Source organism: Paraburkholderia sp. MM5496-R1 (assembly GCF_050436205.1).
Taxonomy (GTDB): Bacteria; Pseudomonadota; Gammaproteobacteria; order Burkholderiales; family Burkholderiaceae; genus Paraburkholderia; species Paraburkholderia tuberum.
This window is the reverse complement of sequence record NZ_JBNDLT010000002.1, coordinates 3208287-3230905: the sequence shown is the minus strand read 5'-3', so window position 1 is coordinate 3230905 and position 22619 is coordinate 3208287. Positions and strand designations below refer to the sequence as shown.

At 64.2% G+C, this 22619-nt stretch carries 21 protein-coding genes, 1 tRNA gene and 1 pseudogene; 13 read left to right on the top strand and 10 right to left on the bottom strand.

The features are described 5' to 3' along the window. The first annotated feature begins 159 nt into the window (after positions 1-159). The 6 genes from OKW38_RS22025 to OKW38_RS22000 all read left to right on the top strand — a co-directional run bounded on the left by OKW38_RS22025 (position 160) and on the right by OKW38_RS22000 (position 4909). Complete coding sequence (locus tag OKW38_RS22025; protein ID WP_429363038.1) at positions 160-1083, top strand: branched-chain amino acid transaminase; 924 nt, start codon at positions 160-162, stop codon at positions 1081-1083. Between the two features lie 74 nt (positions 1084-1157). Then, complete coding sequence (locus OKW38_RS22020) at positions 1158-1352, top strand: zinc-finger domain-containing protein (RefSeq protein ID WP_008920434.1); 195 nt, start codon at positions 1158-1160, stop codon at positions 1350-1352. A gap of 246 nt (positions 1353-1598) precedes the next feature. Next, positions 1599-2624 (top strand): lipopolysaccharide heptosyltransferase II, encoded by a 1026-nt coding sequence (gene waaF / locus OKW38_RS22015; RefSeq protein ID WP_018421708.1) that lies wholly within the window; start codon positions 1599-1601, stop codon positions 2622-2624. Between the two features lie 165 nt (positions 2625-2789). Then, positions 2790-3236 carry a nuclear transport factor 2 family protein gene (locus OKW38_RS22010; RefSeq protein WP_018421709.1) on the top strand — a complete coding sequence of 149 codons (447 nt, stop codon included), beginning with the start codon at positions 2790-2792 and terminating at the stop codon, positions 3234-3236. A gap of 52 nt (positions 3237-3288) precedes the next feature. Further along, positions 3289-4341, top strand: coding sequence for a hydrolase (locus OKW38_RS22005; protein WP_429335280.1), 1053 nt, complete (start codon positions 3289-3291; stop codon positions 4339-4341). Beyond that, the gene (locus OKW38_RS22000; RefSeq protein ID WP_429363036.1) at positions 4334-4909 is read left to right on the top strand and encodes a DUF2946 family protein; all 576 of its coding nucleotides are present in this window, start codon (positions 4334-4336) and stop codon (positions 4907-4909) included. Before OKW38_RS22005 ends, OKW38_RS22000 begins: the two co-directional genes overlap by 8 nt. Positions 4910-4939: 30 nt before the next feature. On the opposite strand, the pseudogene OKW38_RS21995 reads toward OKW38_RS22000, so the two are convergent. Then, positions 4940-5326, bottom strand: a pseudogene (locus tag OKW38_RS21995) (M48 family peptidase); the annotation flags it as partial. 373 nt (positions 5327-5699) lie between these two features. On the opposite strand from OKW38_RS21995, the gene moaC reads away from it, so the two are divergent. Both moaC and OKW38_RS21985 read left to right on the top strand, forming a co-directional pair. Beyond that, positions 5700-6179: a cyclic pyranopterin monophosphate synthase MoaC gene (gene moaC, locus OKW38_RS21990; protein ID WP_429363034.1), complete on the top strand. Its 480-nt coding sequence runs from the start codon at positions 5700-5702 to the stop codon at positions 6177-6179. A gap of 31 nt (positions 6180-6210) precedes the next feature. Then, the gene (locus OKW38_RS21985; RefSeq protein ID WP_184051401.1) at positions 6211-6561 is read left to right on the top strand and encodes a nucleotide pyrophosphohydrolase; all 351 of its coding nucleotides are present in this window, start codon (positions 6211-6213) and stop codon (positions 6559-6561) included. 53 nt (positions 6562-6614) lie between these two features. Here the strand turns inward: OKW38_RS21985 and OKW38_RS21980 are convergent, their stop codons facing one another. From OKW38_RS21980 to recA, 8 genes are all read right to left on the bottom strand, one after another. Continuing rightward, positions 6615-8399 carry a PglL family O-oligosaccharyltransferase gene (locus OKW38_RS21980; protein ID WP_429363032.1) on the bottom strand — a complete coding sequence of 595 codons (1785 nt, stop codon included), beginning with the start codon at positions 8397-8399 and terminating at the stop codon, positions 6615-6617. A 162-nt stretch (positions 8400-8561) separates the two neighbouring features. Next, a complete protein-coding gene (locus tag OKW38_RS21975; protein WP_187609923.1) occupies positions 8562-9185 on the bottom strand; it encodes a pilin in 624 nt (207 codons plus the stop codon). Positions 9186-9342: 157 nt separating this feature from the next. Then, positions 9343-10047, bottom strand: a complete 705-nt coding sequence (locus OKW38_RS21970) for a TerC family protein (protein WP_429363795.1) — start codon at positions 10045-10047, stop codon at positions 9343-9345. An 841-nt stretch (positions 10048-10888) separates the two neighbouring features. Beyond that, complete coding sequence (gene sucD / locus OKW38_RS21965) at positions 10889-11770, bottom strand: succinate--CoA ligase subunit alpha (protein ID WP_013090441.1); 882 nt, start codon at positions 11768-11770, stop codon at positions 10889-10891. 130 nt (positions 11771-11900) lie between these two features. Beyond that, positions 11901-13070: an ADP-forming succinate--CoA ligase subunit beta gene (gene sucC, locus OKW38_RS21960; protein ID WP_013090442.1), complete on the bottom strand. Its 1170-nt coding sequence runs from the start codon at positions 13068-13070 to the stop codon at positions 11901-11903. 55 nt (positions 13071-13125) lie between these two features. Beyond that, a complete protein-coding gene (locus tag OKW38_RS21955; RefSeq protein WP_429293887.1) occupies positions 13126-13800 on the bottom strand; it encodes a DUF2889 domain-containing protein in 675 nt (224 codons plus the stop codon). Between the two features lie 131 nt (positions 13801-13931). Next, positions 13932-14690, bottom strand: a complete 759-nt coding sequence (gene recX, locus OKW38_RS21950; RefSeq protein ID WP_429363030.1) for a recombination regulator RecX — start codon at positions 14688-14690, stop codon at positions 13932-13934. Positions 14691-14697: 7 nt separating this feature from the next. Next, positions 14698-15774: a recombinase RecA gene (gene recA, locus OKW38_RS21945; RefSeq protein WP_018421721.1), complete on the bottom strand. Its 1077-nt coding sequence runs from the start codon at positions 15772-15774 to the stop codon at positions 14698-14700. A gap of 255 nt (positions 15775-16029) precedes the next feature. On the opposite strand from recA, the gene OKW38_RS21940 reads away from it, so the two are divergent. The 5 genes from OKW38_RS21940 to OKW38_RS21920 all read left to right on the top strand — a co-directional run bounded on the left by OKW38_RS21940 (position 16030) and on the right by OKW38_RS21920 (position 21607). Next, on the top strand, positions 16030-16818 hold the full coding sequence (locus OKW38_RS21940; RefSeq protein WP_429363028.1) for a response regulator: 789 nt from the start codon (positions 16030-16032) through the stop codon (positions 16816-16818). A 9-nt stretch (positions 16819-16827) separates the two neighbouring features. Continuing rightward, on the top strand, positions 16828-18387 hold the full coding sequence (locus tag OKW38_RS21935) for a sensor histidine kinase N-terminal domain-containing protein (RefSeq protein WP_429363027.1): 1560 nt from the start codon (positions 16828-16830) through the stop codon (positions 18385-18387). 207 nt (positions 18388-18594) lie between these two features. After that, the gene (locus OKW38_RS21930) at positions 18595-20253 is read left to right on the top strand and encodes an MFS transporter (protein WP_429335287.1); all 1659 of its coding nucleotides are present in this window, start codon (positions 18595-18597) and stop codon (positions 20251-20253) included. Between the two features lie 86 nt (positions 20254-20339). Next, a tRNA-Met gene (locus OKW38_RS21925) sits at positions 20340-20416 on the top strand. A gap of 144 nt (positions 20417-20560) precedes the next feature. Then, positions 20561-21607 (top strand): tyrosine-type recombinase/integrase, encoded by a 1047-nt coding sequence (locus tag OKW38_RS21920; protein WP_429363025.1) that lies wholly within the window; start codon positions 20561-20563, stop codon positions 21605-21607. On the opposite strand, the gene OKW38_RS21915 is transcribed toward OKW38_RS21920, so the two are convergent. After that, complete coding sequence (locus OKW38_RS21915) at positions 21569-22477, bottom strand: hypothetical protein (RefSeq protein ID WP_429363023.1); 909 nt, start codon at positions 22475-22477, stop codon at positions 21569-21571. The two genes, OKW38_RS21920 and OKW38_RS21915, sit on opposite strands and share 39 nt — an antisense overlap. Positions 22478-22619: the final 142 nt, after the last annotated feature.

Below are 22619 nucleotides of genomic sequence, written 5' to 3'. Positions count from 1 at the left end.
CCCGCTGGCGCATCCGGATTTGATTTATGCGTGCGCTGGATTATAGCGTCCGGGGTGCGCCCAAATGCCCGTGGTGTGTGCAAAAGACGCTAAAATAGCGCTCCCGGCTATGTCCTGCGCTCATGGCCGCACCTCATAACGCACCTGCTGGAGAACCGTATGTCAATGGCCGACCGCGACGGCAAGATCTGGATGGATGGCAAGCTCATCGAGTGGCGTGATGCCAAAATCCACGTGCTCACCCATACGCTGCACTACGGCATGGGCGTGTTCGAGGGCGTGCGCGCTTACAAGACGGCCGACGGCGCCACCGCGATTTTCCGCCTGCAGGAGCACACCAAGCGCCTGCTGAACTCGGCGAAGATCTTCCAGATGAACGTGCCGTTCGACCATGAAACGCTCGCCGCCGCGCAGCGCGAAGTGGTCCGCCAGAACAAGCTCGAGTCGTGCTATCTGCGCCCGATCATCTGGGTCGGCTCGGAAAAGCTCGGCGTGTCGGCCCAGGGCAACACGATTCACGTCGCGATCGCCGCGTGGCCGTGGGGCGCATACCTTGGCGAAGACGGCATCACCAAGGGCATCCGCGTAAAGACGTCGTCGTTCACGCGCCATCACGTGAACGTGTCGATGGTGCGCGCGAAGGCGTCGGGCTGGTACGTGAACTCGATCCTCGCGAACCAGGAAGCGATCACCGACGGCTACGACGAAGCGCTATTGCTCGACGTCGACGGCTACGTGTCAGAAGGCTCGGGCGAGAACTTCTTCCTCGTCAACAACGGCAAGCTGTACACGCCTGATCTGTCGTCGTGCCTCGACGGCATCACGCGCGACACCGTCATCACGCTCGCGCGCGACATGGGTCTGCAGGTAATCGAAAAGCGCATCACGCGCGACGAAGTCTATACCTGCGACGAAGCGTTCTTCACCGGCACGGCGGCTGAAGTCACGCCGATCCGCGAGCTCGACAACCGCACGATCGGCGCTGGCGCGCGCGGCCCGATCACCGAAAAGCTGCAGTCGGCTTTCTTCGACGTCGTGAACGGCAGGAGCGCGAAATACGCGCACTGGCTCACGAAGATCTGAGCGACGTTTCGAGACGCCCCGCGCAGCCCAACGGCGGCGCACTGCAAGCACCCCGTATACAACGAGAAAGTCTCATGAGCGAAATCAAGGAAATGCCGCTGGTCGAACTGTCGGCAAAAGATCTGCCGGCGTATTGTCCGAACCCGGCCATGCCGCGCTGGAGCGCGCATCCGCGCGTCTTCATCGACGTGTCGCACGGCGAAGCGCGTTGCCCGTATTGCAGCACGCGTTACAAGCTGCGCGACGGCGAAGTGATCAAGGGCCATTGATCCAACGCATCGAGCGGTTCTGAGCCAGCTTGCACGGCACGAGGCGCGCATTTTGAATCACGCGCTCGCCGCGCCGCAGGCTCGACCGCACGACCCGTGCGGCCGCACCGCCGCCGCGCCGCCATCGCGGCGCGTGTGGCCAAACGGCATCGCGCCGTGCGGCTCTCCGCTTTCCCCATTTACCTATCCGAGTGCCGCGCGCGTCGCGCGCGCGGCGCTTGTTATCGACACCGGACACTCACTCTGATGCGTCGCGCGTTGGTTATCGCACCGAACTGGATCGGTGACGCATTGATGGCGCAGCCGCTGTTTGCGCGCCTCGTGAAATTGCATCCGCGCATCGTCATCGACGCGGTCGCGCCCAGCTGGGTCGCCCCCGTGCTCGAACGCATGCCGGAAATCCGCGACGTCTACGCGACCGATCTCGCCCACGGCAAGCTGCAGATGCTGCGCCGCTGGCAGCTGTCGAGCGATCTGCGCGACGTCGGCTACGACGCGGCCTACGTGCTGCCGAATTCGTTCAAGTCGGCGTTGATTCCGTGGCTGGCGGGCATTCCGCTGCGCATCGGCTACACCGGTGAGAGTCGCTACGGCGTGCTGAACGTGCGTCACGCGAATCCGCGCAAGGACGCCCGCCCGCCGATGGTCGGCCACTACGCCGCCCTCGCCTACGCGCCAGGCGCCAAGGTCCCCGAAGATCTGCCGATGCCGCGCCTCGACACGGACCTGAACGAGGCCTCGCGCGTGTCGGCGCGCTTCAATCTCGATACGCGCGTGCCGCTGCTGGTGTTCTGCCCCGGCGCCGAATACGGTCCCGCGAAGCGCTGGCCGCCCGAGCACTTCGCGTCGCTCGCGCAGATGGTCGGCCAGTCGTTCCCCTACACGCAAATCGTCGCGCTCGGCTCGCCGAAAGACGCGCCGCTCGCGCAGGCGATCGCCGAGAAAGCGCCGAACGTGCGCAACCTGTGCGGCCAGACCGCACTGGGCGAGGCTTGCGCGCTGATCTCGCGGGCCAACGCGGTCGTCACCAACGACTCCGGACTGATGCACGTCGCCGCCGCGCTGCGCCGCCCGCTCGTGGCCGTCTACGGTTCGACCGATCCGCGCCACACCCCGCCCTTGTCCGAGCTCGCGAAGGTACAATGGCTTCATCTCGAATGCAGCCCCTGTTTTGAGCGCGAGTGCCCGCTCGGTCATCTGAACTGTCTGAAGCAGCTGAGCGCCGAGCAGGTTTTCGGCGATTTGCGCGGCATGCTGCTCGCGCAGCGCTGAGCCGACTGGTACTTGCACGCAACACCGCACGCCCCGAGCGCGTCGCGTCATGTTCGCGCCTTGCGGCACGGGCAAGCTGACGCCGGGGGCGATGGTCCGGCGCTCTGGACCGTCCCGCTACCGCAGACCCGCAACCGCGCGCCGCGCACAAGAGACTGACAAGCCATGCCACGTTTTGCCCATATCTTCGAAGCCGCCGCCGATACCCTGAACGCCTACTATCAGGCCGTCGCCGAGGTCAATATCGACAGCTTGATGGGCTTGTGGATCGACGAGGAGTTCGTCAGCTGCATCTGCGCGGACGGCTCGCATCTGCACGGCCTCGAGAGCATCCGCAATGGCTTGCAGGTCCAGCTCGAAGCGCTGCCGGTGTCGATCGAGCCGCTCGACATCCGCGTCTACGACAGCCTCGGCACCGTCGTCTATGCGATTGCCGAAGCACATCGTCCGGCCGACCCGACCGCCACGCCCGCGATGGTTTTCACCACCTACGTGATGGTCCATGAACGCGGCGAATGGCGCATTGCGCATATTCACGCAAGCCCGATGCCGAACGAGACCGCCAGCCAGTTCGCAACGAAGATGCGGCATGGCCAGGGCCCGCTGCACTGACGCGCGGCACCACGACAGATTCAGAATCACGTTTTCTCGCTCTTCCGCCGGTATGAGTTCGACGCCACATAAACCCGCTTCCTCCGGTACGGCCCCCGCCAAGGTGGCGGCCGCCGTCGAGGCGACCGTCGAGCTGCTGTACCGCGCGCCGCTCTGGCTGCCGAACCGGCATGTGCAGACGATCGTCCCGTCGCTGTTCGCGCGCCGCCCCGCAGTATCGTTTCGCCGTGAGCGCTGGGACACCCCGGACGGCGATTTCATCGATCTCGACTGGGTCGCGCACGATACTCCGCCCACCGACGCCGCGCCGCTCTTCGTGCTGTTTCACGGCCTGGAAGGCAGCTCGTCGTCGCACTACGCGGTCGCGCTGATGGCCGCCGCGCGCGAATACGGCTGGCACGGCGTGGTGCCGCACTTTCGCAGTTGCAGCGGCCCGCTGAACCGGCTGCCGCGCTTCTACCATCTCGCCGACAGCAACGAGGTCGACTGGATCCTGCGCCGCCTGCGCGCCGCGCATCGCGGGCCGGTGGTCGCGGCGGGCGTGTCGCTCGGCGGCAACGTGCTGCTGCGCTGGCTCGGTGAGCGGCAGGCCGATGCGGCGCGGGTGGTAGCCGCCGCTGCCGCGATTTCGACACCGATCGACGTCCATGCGGGCGGCCGTGCGCTGTCGCAGGGCTTCGGCCTCGTCTACACGCGCAGCTTCCTGAAGACGCTGAAGCACAAGGCCAACCAGAAGCTCGAGCAGTTCCCGGGCCTGTTCGATCGCGACGCGATGCTCGCGAGCCGCACGATGTACGAGTTCGACAACGTCGTGACCGCGCCGCTGCACGGCTTTCGCGATACCGACGACTACTGGAGCACCGCAACCACCCGCCCGCTGCTGCCGCACATTCAGGTGCCGACGCTCGTGCTCAACGCGCGCAACGACCCGTTCCTGCCGGCCGAAGCGCTGCCGTCGCGGCACGAGGTGTCGGCGGCGGTCGAGCTTTATCAGCCTGAGCACGGCGGCCACGCGGGCTTCATGACCGGGCCGTTCCCGGGCCGCATCGACTGGCTGTCGCGGCGCGTGTTCGGCTATCTGGAGCGACACGTCGATCATGGATGACATCGTCAAACAGGCGCTCGCCAAATGGCCGAACGTGCCGAGTTGCACCGGCTGGCTGATGCTCGACCGGCGCGGCAACTGGCGCATGCGCGACGAAGCGGCCCAGGCGAGCGGCACGCCCGGCGTGCCGATCCGGCATGAGGCGCTGCTTGGCTTCATCAACCGGAACTATGAGGCCGATGAGCGCGGACAGTGGTTTTTTCAGAACGGACCACAGCGCGTGTATGTCGAGCTGGCTTATACGCCGTGGGTGGTCAGATTGTCCGCGCACGCGGATGGAACGCTCGCGCTGCACGACCAGGGCGGCGGCGCGTTCGAGCCGGCGGCGGTGTTCGCGGATGAAGACGGCGGCATTCTGTTTGCCGATCGCTCGCAGCCAGCACGTATCGCGGTGCTGCACGACCACGACCTCGAGATCTTCTCCGATCACGCGACGCTCGCCGACGATGGCTCATTGAGCGGTGCGTTCCACTGGAGTGTTCAGCGCACCTTGCCGCTGCAAAGCGTGCGACGCGATCAGGTGGCCGCGCGCTTTGGCTTCGTTGCGAGCCCGGCGGCGCAGGTCTGACGCGCGCAGCGGCGCGCGTTCAGGTCCACCCTACCCTTTCTCGTCGAGCCGCTCGTCCTTGTAGCGGCTCTCCATCTCGTGCAGGCGCGCGTCGACGGTCGCGAGGTCGTAATAGCCGATCGTCTTCAGGTCGCGCGCGTCCTTCAGCTGCCGGATCGCCGATGGCCACGCGCCCTCCAACGCGAACTTCTCCGCCATCGCGCGATGCTGCGTCAATGCATCGCCACTGCCCGCGCTCGCCTGCGCGAGATAGAGCCACCACGCGGGTTGATCGGGATGCGCCCGGGTCTCCTGCTTCGCGAGCGCCTGCGCGTCGGTGAAGCGATGCAGCGTCAACAGCGTGCGGATATGCATGTCGATCGCCGCGTTCGATTGCGGCCAGCGCTTCTGCGCGAGCTCGGCGAGACGCGCGGCTTCCAGTGCGACCGCTACCGCCGCCATTGGAAAAGCGGCTCTGCGCGCCGCCGTAGGTGCCGAACACGCCGCGCGCGATGTCGGGCGGCAGGATCGGATCGGCATGCGCGTCGCTCGGGCCGCTCACGAGCGGCGCCTCGGACGATGCGCGACGGATAGCGACGCAGCGAGGAATCGTTTTCGATGCAACGCGAAGCCGGTCTGACGAAGTCGAAAAACGCCGCCCGTGGCCCGGACTAAGATAACGGGCAAGGGCGTCGCAGGACGCGTACGAGGCAAAACTCAGAGCACGACACAGCGTAAATGTAATCAGTCGCCGCGACGATTCGAGGCCGCGCCGCACTGCTATGATAGGCGCCCTCTGAAGGAGTCAACCATGCCTGAACTCACTCATTTCGATGCGGCCGGTGACGCGCATATGGTGGACGTCGGCGGCAAGCAGGAGACCAGGCGCATCGCGATCGCGCGTGGCTCGATCCGCATGCTGCCCGACACGTTCGCGCTGATCCGCGACGGCAACGCCAAAAAGGGGGACGTGATCGGCATCGCGCGGATCGCGGCGATCCAGGCCTCGAAGCGCACCGCCGATCTGATTCCGCTCTGTCATCCGCTCGCGCTGACACGCGTGAAGGCCGATTTCGAACTCGACGAGCAGATGCCCGGCGTGCATTGCACGGTCCAGGTCGAGACGTTTGGACGCACGGGCGTCGAAATGGAGGCGCTTATCGCCGTGCAGATCGGGCTGCTGACCGTGTACGACATGTGCAAGGCGGTGGATCGCGGGATGACCATCACCGATGTGAAGGTGATGGAAAAGCATGGCGGGAAATCGGGGGATTGGGTGGCGCAAGCTTGACGTGCGGTTCGACAACTATCCGGATAGCAACATGACCATCGACGAACTGCTCGAGCAGCTACTGGCGTTTCGCGACGCGCGCGACTGGCGGCAGTTTCACACGCTGCGCAACCTGATCGTCTCCACCGGCATCGAAGCCGGTGAGCTGTTGGAGACGATTCAGTGGAAGACCGATGCGCAGATCGACGCGCTGCTTGGCGATCCCGCGCAATCGACGAACCTCAGGCACGAGTGCGCCGACGTGTTCATGTATCTGCTGCTGGTCGCCCATACCGCCGGCTTCGATCTCGTCGACGCGGCAGCGGAAAAACTGAAGCTAAACGAAGCGCGCTACCCCGTCGACAAGGCGAAAGGCACGGCCGCGAAGTATTCCGAGCTTTGAACTTTGAAGGGAGGAAGCCGCGGCGTCAGCACGCCTAAGCTTCCGCGGTCCGATCAATCGTCGTCGCTGTCGTCATCCCGCGTCGCATCGGCCGCCGGTGTGCCGTAGCGCTTCACCAACTGCTGCTTGAAGCCCGCGAGCGACTTCTGCTCGTCGACGAGCTGGTAGAGATAGCCGAGCTGCGCCGGCCAGTCTTTCAATTCCTCGGCGAAGATCCGCAAGCGCTCGACCGTATCGAGCGCCGCCGCGGTATCGCCGCTCAGCGCCTGCAGCACCGCGTAGCGACGCAGCACCGTCTCGCCCGGCAACAGCGCGATCGCCTGCTTGTGCATCGCGAGCTTGCGCTGCAGGTTCAGCGGATTCATCGGCTGCAGCGTCGCAAGACCGTATTCGCCCCACGCGCCGAACAGGAACGACGGATCGGCGCTGTACTGCTCGGCCGGACGCGCGCCGTAGTAGAGCACCTCGGCGCGCGCATAGTCGCGATACACCGGATACAGCGCGGCGAGTCCGCCGAACACCACCACCGCGAACGCACCGAGCGACAGATTCGCCGGCACCGCGCGCAACGGCCGCGTTTCGAGCAGGCCGAACACGAACATCGCGGGCAACAGGAAGAACATGTACTGCTGCGGATACTCGACGAGCGCATGCATCGTCAGCACGCCGATCAGCGCGATGCCGAACACGCGCGCGGCGCTTTGCGGCGCACGCACGACGCGCACGAGCCACGCGACGAGACCCACGAGCACGATCGCGAGACCGATCAGACCGGTTTTCGCGAGCAGGTCGACGAAAATGTCGTGCGAGTTGTTGGCGATTTCGACGCCGCCCAGCTGCTTGACGAGCTCGAACTGATGGCTCGGAAATTCGCCCCAGCCGACGCCGAGCAGCGGATGCTGCTTGAACATCGTCCAGCCGTATTTCCACAGCGCGAGGCGCGGCGCGATCTGGCCGGCATCCTGGAAGCGTTCGGCCGCCGACTGCGCGAGTTCGAGGTGAAAGCGCACGTTGGCCCAGCGGATCAGCGCATTGACCACGAAAAACAGCACCGCGAGCGCGATCGGCACCAGCCATTCACGGTTGCTGCGGCGCAATTGCGCTTCGTTGCGAGTCTGCGCGAAGGCCATCCAGAAGCCGGCGACGACGATCACGCCCATCTGCAGCCATGGACCCCGCGACACGGTCAGCGCGAGGCCGACCGAGAAAATCGTCGACACGAGCAGCCAGATGGGCACCGCGATGCGTCGCGTCTGCACGAGGTACAGTGCGCCCGCCATCGCGAACGCGATATACGTCGCGAGGTGGTTCGCCTGCGCCATGTTGCCGAACGGCCGGCGCTCGACGGTTATGTTGTACGCGACGACGAGCGGAGCCACGCGCGCCTCGAGGTGAAACAGCTGGATCACCTGACTGAACACTGCGAACAGACCGCCGACGATCAACGCCCCCGCCGCCCAGCGCAACGCGGTCTCGTCGAGCTTCACGCGCGTGAAGCCGTAGCCCACATGCACGGCCATCCACGCAGCGAGCAGGAAGCCCGCGCCGAGCCAGTTCATCGATGGCTCCGCGACCGGCAGCACCAGCGTCTGCACGACCAGCACGAGGCCGAACAGCAAGGGTACGAGCGCGACCGTGGGCGACGCGAAGCTCACGCGCGGCCGGGTGGTCGCGACCAGCAGCACGACGGCCGCCCCGGTCAGCAGAAACAGCGCGAGCGAGGTGAATTCGGCGTAGAAGGTTGGGATCGGATACGTATGGTTGGCAACCGCGTAGGGCAGGATCAACGCAAGAGCCAGCAGTACGAGAGATAGGTAGCGTGCGAAAGGGGTGGGCATCGAATCAACGGTGGGCGTCAGCAACCGGCGCACTATACAAAAATTTCGTTGCACTGTGCGCCGGTCCGGCCGAAATAGGCTGAAAATCAGCCTTTTACGTTGTGGCTTCGACTCATCCAGTCAGCGCTCGGCTGCTGTCTCGTTCACTCACTCATTTGCCCCTTATGAACGGCATTCGGGCGGCGCCAGATTCGCGGCGAGCGTCGGCGCCTCGCTTGGCATCGGCCCCGAACCCGGCGCCGGCAACGACGACGCGCTCTTGCCGCTCGCAAAGCATTCCCACGTCAGCGCGCCGGTCTGCACCGCGTCCTTGCTCAACGCGACGCGCGCGCTCGGCGCATCGACGTTGTCCGGGACCGACGGCACCAGCGTCATGGTGTTTGCGCCGGCCTGCGCGACACGCGTCGAGTACGTGATCGTGATCTGACCAGTGTCGTCGTCGATCTGGATGGACTCGACGTTGCGCGTGGCGGGCGGCGACGCATAACCGCCGCTGAACGCGTTGCCGCTCGCGGCGTTTTCGGCCACCGCGAGCCGCGCCGACGCCGCGAGCGACAAGCCCTCGCCGACCCGGCTGCGCGCCAGATAGTCCTGATACGCGGGAATCGCGTAGGCCGCGATCACGCCGACGATCGCGAGCACGATCATCAACTCGATCAGCGTGAAGCCGACGCCGCAGCGGCGGCAGATGCGCGCGAACCAGCTCGCGCGCCAGCGTGCGCGGCGCGACCTACGCGGGGATTGCGTCGATTGAGAGTAAGGGGAATATGGCAGGGTAACGATCATCGGCAGACTCCTGATACGAGAAACGCCTGGCCCGTGGATCGGGAACAGGCGTTTCAATCGTAGCGAGCGAAGCTCGCGCGTCACAGTCAGCCGGATGGCCAGGCTTGCATTCGGACGGCATCACGAATCAGGCAGCGATGCACCGTCAGCACCATGCTCACACCGCCGCACGTTTCGCGTTACGGCGCTTCAACAGATAACCGACGATCACGACGAACAGCGCGCCCGCGATGCTCATCCCGTATTCGGCGACTGGCGTGTCGAGGATCGGCCAGCGGTCGCCGGCCGGGTCGTTGACCATCAGACCACCCGCGATCCAGCCGAGCAGGCCCGCGCCGAACAGTACGATGCCCGGAAAGCGATCGAGCAGCTTCAGAATCAGCTGGCTGCCCCACACGATCAGCGGAATGCTCACGATGAGGCCAAAGATCACCAAAGCCAACCGGTGCTCGTGCTCCGCGGCTTCGGCCGCGCCCGCGATCGCGATCACGTTGTCGACGCTCATCACCGCATCCGCGATGATGATCGTCTTCACCGCCGAGATCAGCTTGTCGGCTGGCTTCACGTTGTCGTGAGCGTCGTGCGCCGGCGCGAGCAGGCGCACGCCGATCCACAGCAGCAGCAAGCCGCCCGCGAACTTCAGGAACGGCACGTCGAGCAGCACGACCGCGAACGCGATCAGCACGACGCGCAGCGCGATCGCGCCGGCGGTCCCCCACACGATCCCACGCACGCGCTGCGACTGCGGCAGGTTGCGGCAGGCGAGCGCGATCACGACCGCGTTGTCGCCGCCGAGCAGAACGTCGATGACGATGATCTGAAAGACCGAGCCCCAATGGAGGGTCGTGAAGAATTCGAGCATGGAAAAAAGCATAAGAAAAAATCGACCGCGCGGGCAGAACCGCGGCGCAAGCGCGGAATCGGGTAGGAGGCGGGGTTGCCCCCGCCGTCCTCCCACAACACCGGACGTACGGATCACGTATCCGGCGTTTCCTGACGACTGGATTGCTCCAGCGAGCTTCGTTTCGTTCGTCGTGTCTCCTGTCGTTCAATGGACACCCCAACCTCTCTCAGGCTTCCGGCCGTCAAGTTTGATCGCAGGCTCCCGGCTGTGCCGAGACTTGTGCCCAAACGCTCAGAGAGCACGCGTGACTATCCACTCTCGTCAGGTTCGGCCCTTCACTGCTCCGGTTCCGAGCCGCTACTATGGCCTCTGCTGACTCCCGCCAGCCCATCCCGGCACCTTGCGATGCCAGTAGCACAAGGCAGACTGACGGGGCTCCCAGGGTAATGCGCGCGACCTTCCTGCTTATGCCTGTCGGATCTACGTCGTGGCGTTCCGTGCAAGTATTGGGCTTTACAGATCTTGGACTGCTCACCCCGCCACACCGCCTGATATCCGCTTCCTGTTCGTCAGGCCAGCATTTTGCCTGCGGCTTCCTTCAGATTCCGCCTTACGACGGACACCCTTGCCGTTCAGCTAGCACTTCCCCTTGCCGGGTGTGCAGAGGACTTTCACCCCCAAGTCATCCGGCTCGCCACCACAGCGGGTCGGACAGCGCCAGTCACGGCGCTACGCGCCATGCCTGGCGCACCAAAAAAAAGCGGGGGAGTCTGCACTCCCCCGCTTTTCGGGACCGCCCACTCACGAAAGGAGTTCGTAAGCGTATCAAAATCGCGCGCCAACGGCACGCGAATTCGATTTACAGCATCGCCTTCAGAAGACGCGCCATTTCCGACGGGTTCTTCGTGACCTTGATACCGCACGCGTCCATGATTTCCAGCTTCGCTTCGGCGGTGTCCGCACCGCCCGAGATCAGCGCGCCGGCGTGGCCCATGCGCTTGCCCGGAGGCGCCGTGACGCCAGCGATGAAGCCAACCACCGGCTTCTTCATGTTGTCCTTGATCCAGTGCGCGGCGTTCGCCTCGTCCGGACCGCCGATTTCGCCGATCATGATGACGGCGTCCGTATCCGGATCGTCGTTGAACATCTTCATCACGTCGATGTGCTTCAGACCGTTGATGGGGTCGCCGCCGATGCCGACTGCCGACGACTGGCCGAGGCCGATCGCGGTCAGCTGGCCGACTGCTTCATACGTCAGCGTGCCCGAACGCGACACGACGCCGATGCGGCCCTTGCGATGGATGTGACCCGGCATGATGCCGATCTTCAGCTCGTCCGGCGTGATCGTGCCCGGGCAGTTCGGTCCGAGCAGCAGCGTCTTGCGGTTTTCGCGACGCATACGGTCCTTGATCTCGATCATGTCGCGGACGGGAATGCCTTCCGTGATACAGATTGCGAGATCCAGGTCGGCTTCGACTGCTTCCCAGATTGCGGCGGCAGCGCCTGCCGGCGGAACGTAAATCACCGACACGGTCGCGCCCGTCTCAGCCTTGGCTTCAGCGACGCTCGCGTAGATGGGGATGCCTTCGAAATCTTCGCCGGCGCGCTTCGGGTTCACGCCCGCGACGTACGCTTCGCGGCCGTTTGCGTATTCACGGCAAGCACGCGTGTGGAACTGACCGGTCTTGCCGGTGATGCCCTGCGTGATGACCTTGGTGTCTTTGTTGATCAGAATCGACATGTATTGACCTCTGTTCGTTTGGCGTCGCGCGGTAGCGCCACTCGGCGCGATGCTTCACGCCTGTGTCGCTTGCGCGCCGCCACTCGTAAACCTGGCAAATGAGCTGGTAAATGCGCCGTGGACAGCTGGCTTACGCCTTGCCCGAAGCAGCCGCGACGACCTTCTGAGCCGCCTCTTCCATGCTGTCCGCCGAGATGATCGGCAGGCCGGATTCGGCGAGCATCTTCTTGCCCAGGTCTTCGTTCGTGCCCTTCATGCGGACCACGAGCGGCACCTTCAGCGACACGGCCTTCGAGGCCGCGATCACGCCTTCCGCGATCACGTCGCAGCGCATGATGCCACCGAAGATGTTGACCAGAATCGCGGTCAGGTTCGGGTTCTTCAGCATGATCTTGAACGCTTCGGTGACCTTCTCGGTCGTAGCTCCTCCGCCGACGTCGAGGAAGTTCGCCGGTTCGCCGCCGAACAGCTTGATGGTGTCCATCGTTGCCATTGCGAGGCCGGCGCCGTTCACCAGACAGCCGATGTTGCCGTCGAGCGAGATGTACGCGAGGTCGAACTTCGACGCTTCGATTTCAGCCGGATCTTCTTCGTCCAGATCGCGGTACGCGACGATTTCCGGGTGACGGAACAGCGCGTTCGAGTCGAAGTTGAACTTCGCGTCGAGTGCGATGACCTTGCCGTCGCCGGTCAGGATCAGCGGGTTGATTTCGGCGAGCGATGCGTCGGTTTCCCAGAATGCCTTGTACAGGCCTTGCAGGATCGCGCGAGCTTGCGGGATCGAAGCGTCGGGCACGCCGATCTTCTTCGCGAGGTCGTCTGCTTCCGAGTCCTTCAGGCCGGTCGACGGATCGACGGCAACTTTGTGGATCAGCTCAGGCGTCTTTTCCGCGACTTCTTCGACGTCCATGCCGCCTTCGCTCGACGCCATCACGACGATCTTCTGCGAAACGCGATCGATCACGAGACCGACATACAGTTCCTTCTTGATATCGGCGCCTTCTTCGATCAGCAGGCGGTTCACCTTCTGGCCTTCCGGACCGGTCTGGTGCGTGACGAGCTGCATGCCGAGGATCTGGTTCGAGTACTCGCGAACCTGTTCCAGCGACTTGGCGACCTTGACGCCGCCGCCCTTGCCACGGCCACCCGCGTGGATCTGAGCCTTCACGACCCACACCGGGCCGCCCAGCTCTTCCGCGGCCTTGACCGCATCATCCACCGAGAAGACCGGCTTGCCGCGCGGTACCGCGACGCCGAATTTCCGCAGGATTTCCTTACCCTGGTACTCGTGAATCTTCATGCGTGATTCCCTTCAGTCTGAGAGTTGGATAGAACTTCGATTCCGTTGCCGCCGTTCAGGCCGACGCGTCGCCGCTTCGTTCGCGGGCCGCCGCGCCGTCCGACGAGGCCGCGCGTTCCGCCGGACGCGGTGCATGACCATACCAGCGCGGATAAAACTGTTTCACCGCCTCGCCGTCGAAACGCAGCGCGTGGCAGCGTCCCAGCTGGAATGGCGGTTTGTCGTTGGAATGCTCGCCTGTGCCGTTGGACGATTCGTCTCCCGAACCCGCGTTCGCGCCCGGCGTGCCGTCATCGGTGTTCCATACGTCGCCGGCGAACGCCTGGATCGCGGCGGTCGGCAGGATCGCGCACAGCTCGGTGAGATGCGTGCAACCGGCCGTGCCGGCCAGCAAACGGGCAGCATCGCGACGGAAGTTGTGGAACAGATTGAGCCCGATGAGGGCACGGTAGGCGGGATTGCTGGCCTGGCACAACCCTGGATAGGGGACCCAGTCGGACGACGCCTCGGCGTTGACGACATTGAGCTTGCGATCGATGGTGATGCGAAGCCAGAGTTCATGGATCGGCTGACCATTGGGCCGGACACCCGACGCAAGCGCCACATCGCGTGGCTTTTCGTCGGTCAGGCACGCTTCCACATCCCACAGGCCATCGGCTCGCTCGTAAGCTTCCGCTCTGATTGCGCGACGATGGCGCAACTGACGGGACACTGGCGGGGAGAGCGACATGCGGGAAGGAAAGGCCGGATTGGGAAAACTTCTGGAGTTTAGCATAACGGGTATTTGGGACAGCCCCGATTGCGCACGGCCTGGCGCCAGGTTACGGCGCGGTAATTGCCCTACCCGTCGAGACTGGCGTGTTAGTCGCCGTCCCCGATGTCGTCGATACCCTTCAGGATCTTGCCGATCGTCGCGCCGGAGAAGCCGCGCGACGCGAGAAAGCGCGCCTGCTTCGCGCGCTCGGCCGGCGTTTGCGGCAACTGGCCGAACTTCTTGCGCCAGACCGCCTGGGCGCGCGCGAGTTCGGTTTCGCGCAATTGCGCGCTCGCCTCTTCGACGAGCGCCGGGTTGAGCGCGTGTTGCTTCAGTTCGCCGAGAATGCGGCTCGTGCCGAGCCGCGATGCGCGCCGATGGATCAGGCTTTCCGCGAAGCGCGAGTCGGATAGCCAGTTTTCGGCCTGCAGCGCGTCGAGCACCGTGTCGAGCGAATCGGTTTCCTCGACGTAAGGCTTCAGCTTGCGGGCGAGGTCGGCGCGGCTATATTCGCGGCGCGACAGATAGCCGAGCGCGCGCGCTTTCAGCGAACGGGCGGGGCGTTGGGATTTTCTGCTGTCGTCTTTGTCGGACTGGCCCGGCTTCTCTTCGCCGGGTTGGCGACGCGAGCGGGTGTAGGTGACCTCGGAGGGGATTGGGGAATCGAGTCCGGAGGAATCCCGGCTGGACGACGCTGCAGCGGGCGCAGACCGCGTACGCTGCGGGCCGCGGCCCGCAGCACGGTCATGTGCGTCGAACGGTTCGAACGGGTCGCCGGACTCAGGCGATCCGTCCGCCACGTCGCGCGGGCCGTCCGGATAGCGTCCGGAGTCGAAACCGGACAGCGGCCGGCCTTTGCGTATCACTTGATGCTTACTCTTCTTCGCCCGCGACTTCAGCGTCCGCGCCGGTCACGGCGTTCGCCATCGCGGTGACGCCCAGCGATTCGCGGATACGGTTCTCGATTTCCCGAGCGATATCCGGATTTTCGCGCAGGAATTCACGCGCGTTGTCCTTGCCCTGACCGATCCGCTCGCCGCTGTAGCTGTACCATGCGCCGGCCTTGTCGACGATCTTCGCCTGCACGCCGAGGTCGATGATTTCGCCCTGACGCGAGATGCCCTCGCCGTACAGGATGTCGAAAATCGCTTCACGGAACGGCGGCGCCACCTTGTTCTTGACGACCTTCACGCGGGTTTCGTTGCCGATCACTTCGTCGTTCTTCTTGATCGAGCCGATGCGGCGAATGTCGAGACGCACCGACGCGTAGAACTTCAGCGCATTACCGCCCGTGGTGGTTTCCGGGTTGCCGAACATCACGCCGATCTTCATGCGGATCTGGTTGATGAAGATCACGAGGCAGTTCGTGCGCTTGATCGTGCCGGTCAGCTTGCGCAGCGCCTGCGACATCAGACGCGCCTGCAGACCCGGCAGCGAGTCGCCCATTTCGCCTTCGATTTCCGCCTTCGGCACCAGCGCCGCGACCGAGTCGATCACGATCATGTCGATCGAGCCCGAGCGCACCAGCGCGTCGGCGATTTCGAGCGCCTGTTCGCCGGTGTCCGGCTGCGAGACCAGCAGGTCGGCGACGTTCACGCCGAGCTTGCCCGCGTATTGAATGTCCAGCGCGTGTTCCGCGTCGATGAACGCCGCGGTGCCGCCGAGCTTCTGCATTTCGGCGACGACCTGCAGCGTCAGCGTGGTTTTACCGGACGATTCCGGACCGTAGATTTCGACCACGCGGCCGCGCGGCAAACCGCCTACGCCCAGTGCGATGTCGAGGCCGAGCGATCCGGTGGAGACCACCTGGATGTCTTCGACTGCCTCACCTGCGCCGAGCCGCATGACCGACCCTTTGCCGAACTGCTTTTCGATCTGCGCGAGCGCGGCGGCGAGAGCCTTGCTCTTTTCAGCAGTCAGTCCAGCCGAGCCTTTCTTGCTTTCTTCCATGAATCGTCCTTTGCTATGATGAACGGCGTCTGAGGCAGGTGTGCACCCGTGGTTCCACTCGAATTGAGCGGAGTCTCCAGGACATCACACGAAACGCAGACACTGTATAAAAAAACAGTAGTTTTGGCAAGCGCGATTGTGATGCGAACGCGCATCTTTTACTGTCGCATCGCCCCAACTACCCACAAAATGTTCGGAGACCGCTGCGCGCCGGGGCCCCCCCCCACGGTGCCGGCAAAGCCAGGCTGGCGCATCATGCGAATTCTGATTGCCGAAGACGACAGCATACTCGCGGATGGTCTGGTTCGATCACTCCGCCAATCGGCCTATGCGGTCGATCACGTGAAAAGCGGCGTAGAAGCCGATACCGCGTTGTCAATGCAGACGTTCGACCTATTGATCCTCGATCTGGGCCTGCCGCGCATGTCCGGGCTCGAGGTGCTGCGCCGCCTGCGCGCGCGCAATTCGAACCTGCCCGTGCTGATCCTGACCGCCGCCGATAGCGTCGACGAACGCGTCAAAGGCCTCGACCTCGGCGCCGACGATTACATGGCCAAGCCCTTCGCGCTGAACGAACTCGAAGCGCGCGTGCGCGCGCTGACACGGCGCGGCGCGGGCGGCGGCCCGACCGTCGTGCGGCATGGCTCGCTGTCGTTCGATCAGGTGGGCCGCATCGCCTACGTCAACGACCAGGCGATCGATCTGTCCGCGCGCGAACTCGGGCTGCTCGAAGTGCTGCTGCAACGGATCGGCCGGCTGGTCTCGAAAGAGCAGCTCGTCGACCATCTATGCGAATGGGGCGAGGAAGTCAGCAACAACGCGATCGAAGTCTACGTGCACCGGCTGCGCAAGAAGATCGAACCGAGCGGCGTGCGCATCATCACCGTGCGCGGGCTCGGCTACTGTCTCGAAAAAGCGGCGCCGCCGGCGAATGCGGGCGCGCCCGCCACCCCGGCCGGCTCCGAGCCGCAGACGGCACAAGCGGCACAATCGTCCACCGCGCCGTCGTCCACCGCGATGCCGGCGAGCCACCACTACAAATAGAGGCCAGCGATGTCCGCACGCGCTGATCGCGCCACGGCGCACGCTGCGGACCTCGACGAGGCGCGCGACGCGCGCTACGCCAATCCGTTCGCCCCGCCCGACGAAACCGAAGCCGCGGCCGAAGCGCGTCCGCGCTCGCTGTTCGGCGAAATTCTCGACTGGATGCTCGCGCCGCTGCTGCTGCTGTGGCCGATGAGCCTCGCGGTCACCTATCTGGTCGCGAAGTCGATCGCGAACGGGCCGTTCGACCGCGCGCTCGAAACCGATGCCTACGTCCTCGCGCGCCAGATCCATCCGGTCAACGGCGTCGCGGAGCTGTCGCTGCCCGAGTCGACGCGCGATTTCCTGCGTGCCGACAACGTCGACAGCGTGTTCTTTCAGGTGCTCGGCACGCGCGGCGAGCTCGTGGCCGGCGAGCGTGACATGCCGCTGCCGCACGAGGAAGACCGCCCGCCACCGGGCCTCGTCGAATTCCGCGACGACGTGCTGCGCGGCAACGACATCCGCGTCGCCTACACGACCGTCGAGTTTCCGCAGACGCCGGGCGCGCAGGCCGTGCTCGTGCAGGTCGCCGAAACGCTCGACAAGCGCAGCCAGCTCGCCAACGACATCATCAAGGGCGTGATCCTGCCGCAGTTCGTGATCCTGCCGCTCGCGATCCTGCTCGTGTGGTTCGGACTGTCGCGCGGGCTCGAGCCGCTGCATGCGCTGCAGGCGCATATCCGCGCGCGCCGGCCGGACGATCTGTCGCCGCTCGAAGCGCGCCGCGCGCCGCCGGAAATCGAGCCGCTCGTCACGTCGTTCAACGATCTGCTCACGCGCCTCGAACAGAACATGGAGCTGCAGAAGCGCTTCATCGCCGACGCCGCGCATCAGATGAAAACGCCGCTGGCCGGCCTGCGCACCCAGGCCGAGCTCGCGCTGCGCCAGAACGCGTCGGCCGAGGTTCGTCGCTCGCTCGAACAGATCGCGACGAGCTCCGAGCAGGCCGCGCGGCTCGTCACGCAATTGCTCGCGCTGGCGCGCGCGGAGAACCGTCGATCGGGGCAGATCTTCACGCCGCTCGAACTGGGCGAACTCGCGCGCAGCGCGGTGCGCGAATGGGTGCAGGCCGCGCTCGCGAAGCAGATGGACATCGGCTACGAAGCGCCCGACGAGCCGGTCGAAGTCGCCGGCAATCCGGTGATGCTGCGTGAAATGCTGTCGAACCTGATCGACAACGCGATCCGCTATACGCCGACGGGCGGCCGCATCACCGTGCGCGTGCGGCACGACGCCCCCGCGCGGCTCGTGCACCTGGAAGTCGAGGACACCGGGCTCGGCATTCCGGCCAGCGAGCGCTCGCGTGTGGTCGAGCGCTTTTACCGGATTCTGGGCCGCGAGGGCGACGGCAGCGGCCTCGGCCTCGCGATCGTGCGCGAGATTGCGGCAATGCACGGCGGCGAGCTCGCCATCGACGACAACGTCTACCAGGAGTCACCGCGGCTCGCCGGCACACTGGTGCGCGTCAGCCTGCACGTGCTCGAACGGGACGGGACTTACCCTAACGCGCCTCGATCGTCAGCTTGACGGTCAGCGTTTTTTGAGATATTTCAGCGTGGATTGCGGGAACATACCAGCACATTGACGGAAATTGAACGCCTATTCGTCGGCTTACCGGACTACCCCCAGGTTCAGCGCCGAGTCAGAACGCCGTAAGTTTCCACTCCAATAATCGGTTGCACGGGAACGCCTGTGCCGGCGATCCGCGTGTATATCAATATTGGAGACGACAATATGGCTACCGTTGGCGGGCAAATCTCGCACGTGCCGATGACGCGCGATGAGAAGCGGGTGATCTTCGCATCGTCGCTGGGTACGGTTTTCGAGTGGTACGACTTTTATCTGGCCGGCTCGCTTGCGGCCTTCATCAGCAAGAGCTTCTTCTCCGGCGTCAATCCGACCGCGGCGTTCATCTTCACGCTGCTCAGCTTCGCGGCGGGCTTCGCGGTGCGGCCGTTCGGCGCGATCGTATTCGGGCGGCTCGGCGACATGGTCGGGCGCAAGTACACGTTCCTGATCACGATCATCATCATGGGCCTGTCGACGTTCCTCGTCGGCTTCCTGCCGGGCTACGCGGCGATCGGCATCGCTTCGCCGGTGCTCTTCATCGCGATGCGCCTGCTGCAGGGTCTCGCGCTCGGCGGCGAGTATGGCGGCGCCGCGACCTACGTGGCCGAACACGCGCCGGCGAACCGCCGCGGCTTCTACACCGCATGGATCCAGACCACCGCCACGCTCGGTCTGTTTCTGTCGCTGCTCGTGATTCTCGGCATTCGCACGTTCATGGGCGAAGACGCCTTCGGCGCCTGGGGCTGGCGCATTCCGTTCGTCGTGTCGATCCTGCTGCTCGCGGTGTCGGTGTGGATTCGCCTGCAACTGCATGAGTCGCCGGTGTTCGCGCGCATCAAGGCCGAGGGCAAGACCTCGAAGGCGCCGCTTTCCGAAGCGTTCGGCCAATGGAAGAACCTGAAGGTCGTGATTATCGCGCTGCTCGGCCTGACGGCCGGCCAGGCTGTCGTCTGGTACACGGGCCAGTTCTACACGCTGTTCTTCCTCACGCAGACGCTGAGGGTCGACGGTTCGAGCGCCAACATCATGATCGCGCTCGCGCTGCTGATCGGCACGCCGTTCTTCCTGTTCTTCGGCTCGCTGTCGGATCGCATCGGCCGCAAGCCGATCATCATGGCCGGCCTGCTGATCGCCGCACTCACCTACTTCCCGCTGTTCAAGGCGCTCACACACTACACGAACCCGGCGCTCGAAGCGGCAACCGCGAAGTCGCCGATCGTCGTGATCGCCGATCCGGCCGAGTGCTCGTTCCAGTTCAACCCGGTGGGCACGGCGAAGTTCACGAGCTCATGCGACATCGCGAAGGGCGCGCTGTCGCGAGCCGGCCTGAACTACGACAACGTCGCGGCGCCTGCCGGCACGATCGCGCAGATCCGCGTGGGCGATACGGTCGTCAACACGTTCGACGGCCGCGCCGGCGACGCGAAGGAGCAAGCCAAGACGTTCGAGAAGACGCTCGCCGCGACGCTGAAGGCCGCCGGCTACCCGCCGAAGGCCGATCCGGCTCAGATCAACTGGCCGATGAGCATCGTGATCCTGACGATCCTCGTGATCTACGTGACGATGGTCTACGGGCCGATCGCGGCGATGCTGGTCGAGATGTTCCCGACGCGCATCCGTTATACGTCGATGTCGCTGCCGTATCACATCGGCAATGGCTGGTTCGGCGGCTTCCTGCCGGCCACCGCGTTCGCGATCGTCGCGGCGAAGGGCAACATCTACTCGGGGCTCTGGTATCCGATCATCGTCGCATTGGTCACCTTCGTGATCGGCATGCTGTTCGTGCGCGAAACCAAGGACTCGGATATCTACGCGAAGGATTGAGTGGACCGACAGCCGGAGCTATCTGAAAAAGTTGTGAGCCGGGGGTTGACAGCCTCCGGTGGCCCCAGCATAATCTCGCTTCTTTCGGCGAATTAGCTCAGTCGGTTAGAGCGACGGAATCATAATCCGCAGGTCCGGGGTTCGAATCCCTGATTCGCCACCAAATGCGAAAGCCCTGTAAATCTTTGATTTACAGGGCTTTTTCACTAAGGGCTCTGCGGCCTCGCTGCGAGCCCTTTTCTTTTACCGGCCTCTCGCGGTGCAAATTCGGTGCAATACGCGGTGCAGACCTCAAGGAAGGAGCACCATGGCAGCACTGACAAAAACCCCCTCTGGCACGTGGAAGGCAACCATCCGACGCGTTGGTTGGCCGACCGTCGCCAAGACGTTCCGCACGAAGCGCGATGCCGAGGATTGGGCGCGGCGCACCGAGGACGAGATGGTACGCGGCGTGTTCATCCAGCGCGCGCCCTCGGAAAAGACCACGGTAGCCGATGCGCTCGACCGCTACGAGCGAGAAATCGTCCCCACCAAGAAAGCCAGCACGCAGCGCCGCGAAGGCGCGCGCATCCGCGAGCTTAAAGAGCACTTCGGCAAGTATTCGCTTGCGGCGGTCACGCCGGACCTCGTGGGCCGGTATCGAGACGACAGATTGGCTCAGGGCAAGGCGAACAACACTGTCCGCCTCGAGCTCGCCCTGCTCGGCCACCTATTCAACGTAGCGATTAAGGAATGGCACATCGGGTTGATCTTCAACCCTGTCTCGAACATCCGTAAGCCCAGGCCCGGCGAGGGGCGAAATCGGCGTCTGTCCGGCCGCGAACAAGCCACCTTGCTTGCAGCCGTCGATGAGCACACCAACCCGATGCTGGGCTGGATCGTGCGCCTGGCGATCGAAACCGGCATGCGGCAATCCGAGATACTTGGTCTGCGCCGTGGTCAGGTCGATTTGGAGCGCCGCGTCGTACGACTGACGGACACCAAGAACAATGCTGCTCGCACGGTGCCGCTGACCAAAGTCGCGGCATCAGTCCTGGAAAGCGCGCTCGCCAACCCCATTCGGCCAATCGACACCGACTTGGTGTTTTTCGGAGAGCCAGGCCGCGACAAGAAACGGCGCGCGTACCAGTTCACGAAGGTCTGGAACGGGATCAAGAAACGTACAGGGCTGGTCGATTTCCGTTTTCATGATCTGCGTCACGAGGCCGTGAGTCGGCTTGTTGAAGCCGGCCTCAGCGACCAGGAAGTAGCCTCGATCAGCGGGCACAAGTCGATGCAGATGCTCCGGCGATATACACACCTACGCGCCGAAGACCTAGTCGAGAAGCTGGACCGGCTTCACGCGATACGTTGAAAGGTCGCTCAGCAAACGATAGTGGTCTGCCAACCACGTATCTTCGCGTGACCTTTCCCACATTAGGAGGAATGGATCTTCGACGAAACTCGGGAGTTCGTCCGACCACTGGCCATTGAAGTAACGCTCTTCAATGAGCCTCGCATAGTGAGGATCGGTCCAGACCCGTTCACTCTCTAAACTGACCACGTATGTCGTCAGCTCATCCCATACGCCGAGCCATCGGAACGTTGGCGACAACTCAGCCATAGCCAGCCGAACGCACAGATAGAGTGCCAAGCCATCTTCTGGCCGCCCAGCCATTCCGGCCTGCTCAAGCCGATACAGCATGATTGCGCGACCAAGGTCTTCCTCTTCAATCTCGACCTCGCATCGCGAATTGCTCCACAGCTTCATTTCCAGCTGAGCCACCACATCGGAGAAGTCCGAGTCGCGCCCCCAACCATCAAGTCCCTCATCGGAATAGTGGCTCCATAGGTCAAGAAGCGCATCCTCGCCACCCCAGAGGGCCTGCCAGAGCCGCCCAGGGCCAACCTCGAACAGTTCGCTCACGCTTTGCTTACACGGCGAGCGACGCAAACTATATTCGACCTGGATTTCACGGGCATGCCTGCGAGTATCCGACGCGCTGTAGTAGCGATCGTCCGGAAAAAGCTCCCCCAAGTGCGCGATGGACTCCGCAGCCAATCCCACAGTGCCGGCAAAGTTCTTCCGCCACTTCCCGGATTCCTCGGTATCCCACCCCCTCAGCGGATGCCGCTTGCGCATCGCCTCATCGAACCAACGTGCAAATTGACTTGCGTTTTCAGCGCATGTGACGCGCACCAGCAGCTTGTTCAGCGTTGCGACAGTTCGGATGCGGTCGCGCACGCGCGCTCTGCGGTCCTTCACCGATCCTGGCGGCCGACCGCGTCTCGGTCGGACAGGTACAGCACTCAGCTGGGTCGAAAAAGCTTTGGGCATCGGCGGACTCGCGGCGAATTTCTTTTACCGCCCAATATAGCTGAGTTCA

Coding starts and splice junctions, on each gene's coding strand:
- OKW38_RS22025 (WP_429363038.1), top strand. CDS start 160: ATGTCAATGGCCGACCGCGACGGCAAGATCTGGATGGATGGCAAGCTC.
- OKW38_RS22020 (WP_008920434.1), top strand. CDS start 1,158: ATGAGCGAAATCAAGGAAATGCCGCTGGTCGAACTGTCGGCAAAAGAT.
- waaF (WP_018421708.1), top strand. CDS start 1,599: ATGCGTCGCGCGTTGGTTATCGCACCGAACTGGATCGGTGACGCATTG.
- OKW38_RS22010 (WP_018421709.1), top strand. CDS start 2,790: ATGCCACGTTTTGCCCATATCTTCGAAGCCGCCGCCGATACCCTGAAC.
- OKW38_RS22005 (WP_429335280.1), top strand. CDS start 3,289: ATGAGTTCGACGCCACATAAACCCGCTTCCTCCGGTACGGCCCCCGCC.
- OKW38_RS22000 (WP_429363036.1), top strand. CDS start 4,334: ATGGATGACATCGTCAAACAGGCGCTCGCCAAATGGCCGAACGTGCCG.
- moaC (WP_429363034.1), top strand. CDS start 5,700: ATGCCTGAACTCACTCATTTCGATGCGGCCGGTGACGCGCATATGGTG.
- OKW38_RS21985 (WP_184051401.1), top strand. CDS start 6,211: ATGACCATCGACGAACTGCTCGAGCAGCTACTGGCGTTTCGCGACGCG.
- OKW38_RS21980 (WP_429363032.1), bottom strand. CDS start 8,399: ATGCCCACCCCTTTCGCACGCTACCTATCTCTCGTACTGCTGGCTCTT.
- OKW38_RS21975 (WP_187609923.1), bottom strand. CDS start 9,185: ATGATCGTTACCCTGCCATATTCCCCTTACTCTCAATCGACGCAATCC.
- OKW38_RS21970 (WP_429363795.1), bottom strand. CDS start 10,047: ATGCTCGAATTCTTCACGACCCTCCATTGGGGCTCGGTCTTTCAGATC.
- sucD (WP_013090441.1), bottom strand. CDS start 11,770: ATGTCGATTCTGATCAACAAAGACACCAAGGTCATCACGCAGGGCATC.
- sucC (WP_013090442.1), bottom strand. CDS start 13,070: ATGAAGATTCACGAGTACCAGGGTAAGGAAATCCTGCGGAAATTCGGC.
- OKW38_RS21955 (WP_429293887.1), bottom strand. CDS start 13,800: ATGTCGCTCTCCCCGCCAGTGTCCCGTCAGTTGCGCCATCGTCGCGCA.
- recA (WP_018421721.1), bottom strand. CDS start 15,774: ATGGAAGAAAGCAAGAAAGGCTCGGCTGGACTGACTGCTGAAAAGAGC.
- OKW38_RS21940 (WP_429363028.1), top strand. CDS start 16,030: ATGCGAATTCTGATTGCCGAAGACGACAGCATACTCGCGGATGGTCTG.
- OKW38_RS21935 (WP_429363027.1), top strand. CDS start 16,828: ATGTCCGCACGCGCTGATCGCGCCACGGCGCACGCTGCGGACCTCGAC.
- OKW38_RS21930 (WP_429335287.1), top strand. CDS start 18,595: ATGGCTACCGTTGGCGGGCAAATCTCGCACGTGCCGATGACGCGCGAT.
- OKW38_RS21920 (WP_429363025.1), top strand. CDS start 20,561: ATGGCAGCACTGACAAAAACCCCCTCTGGCACGTGGAAGGCAACCATC.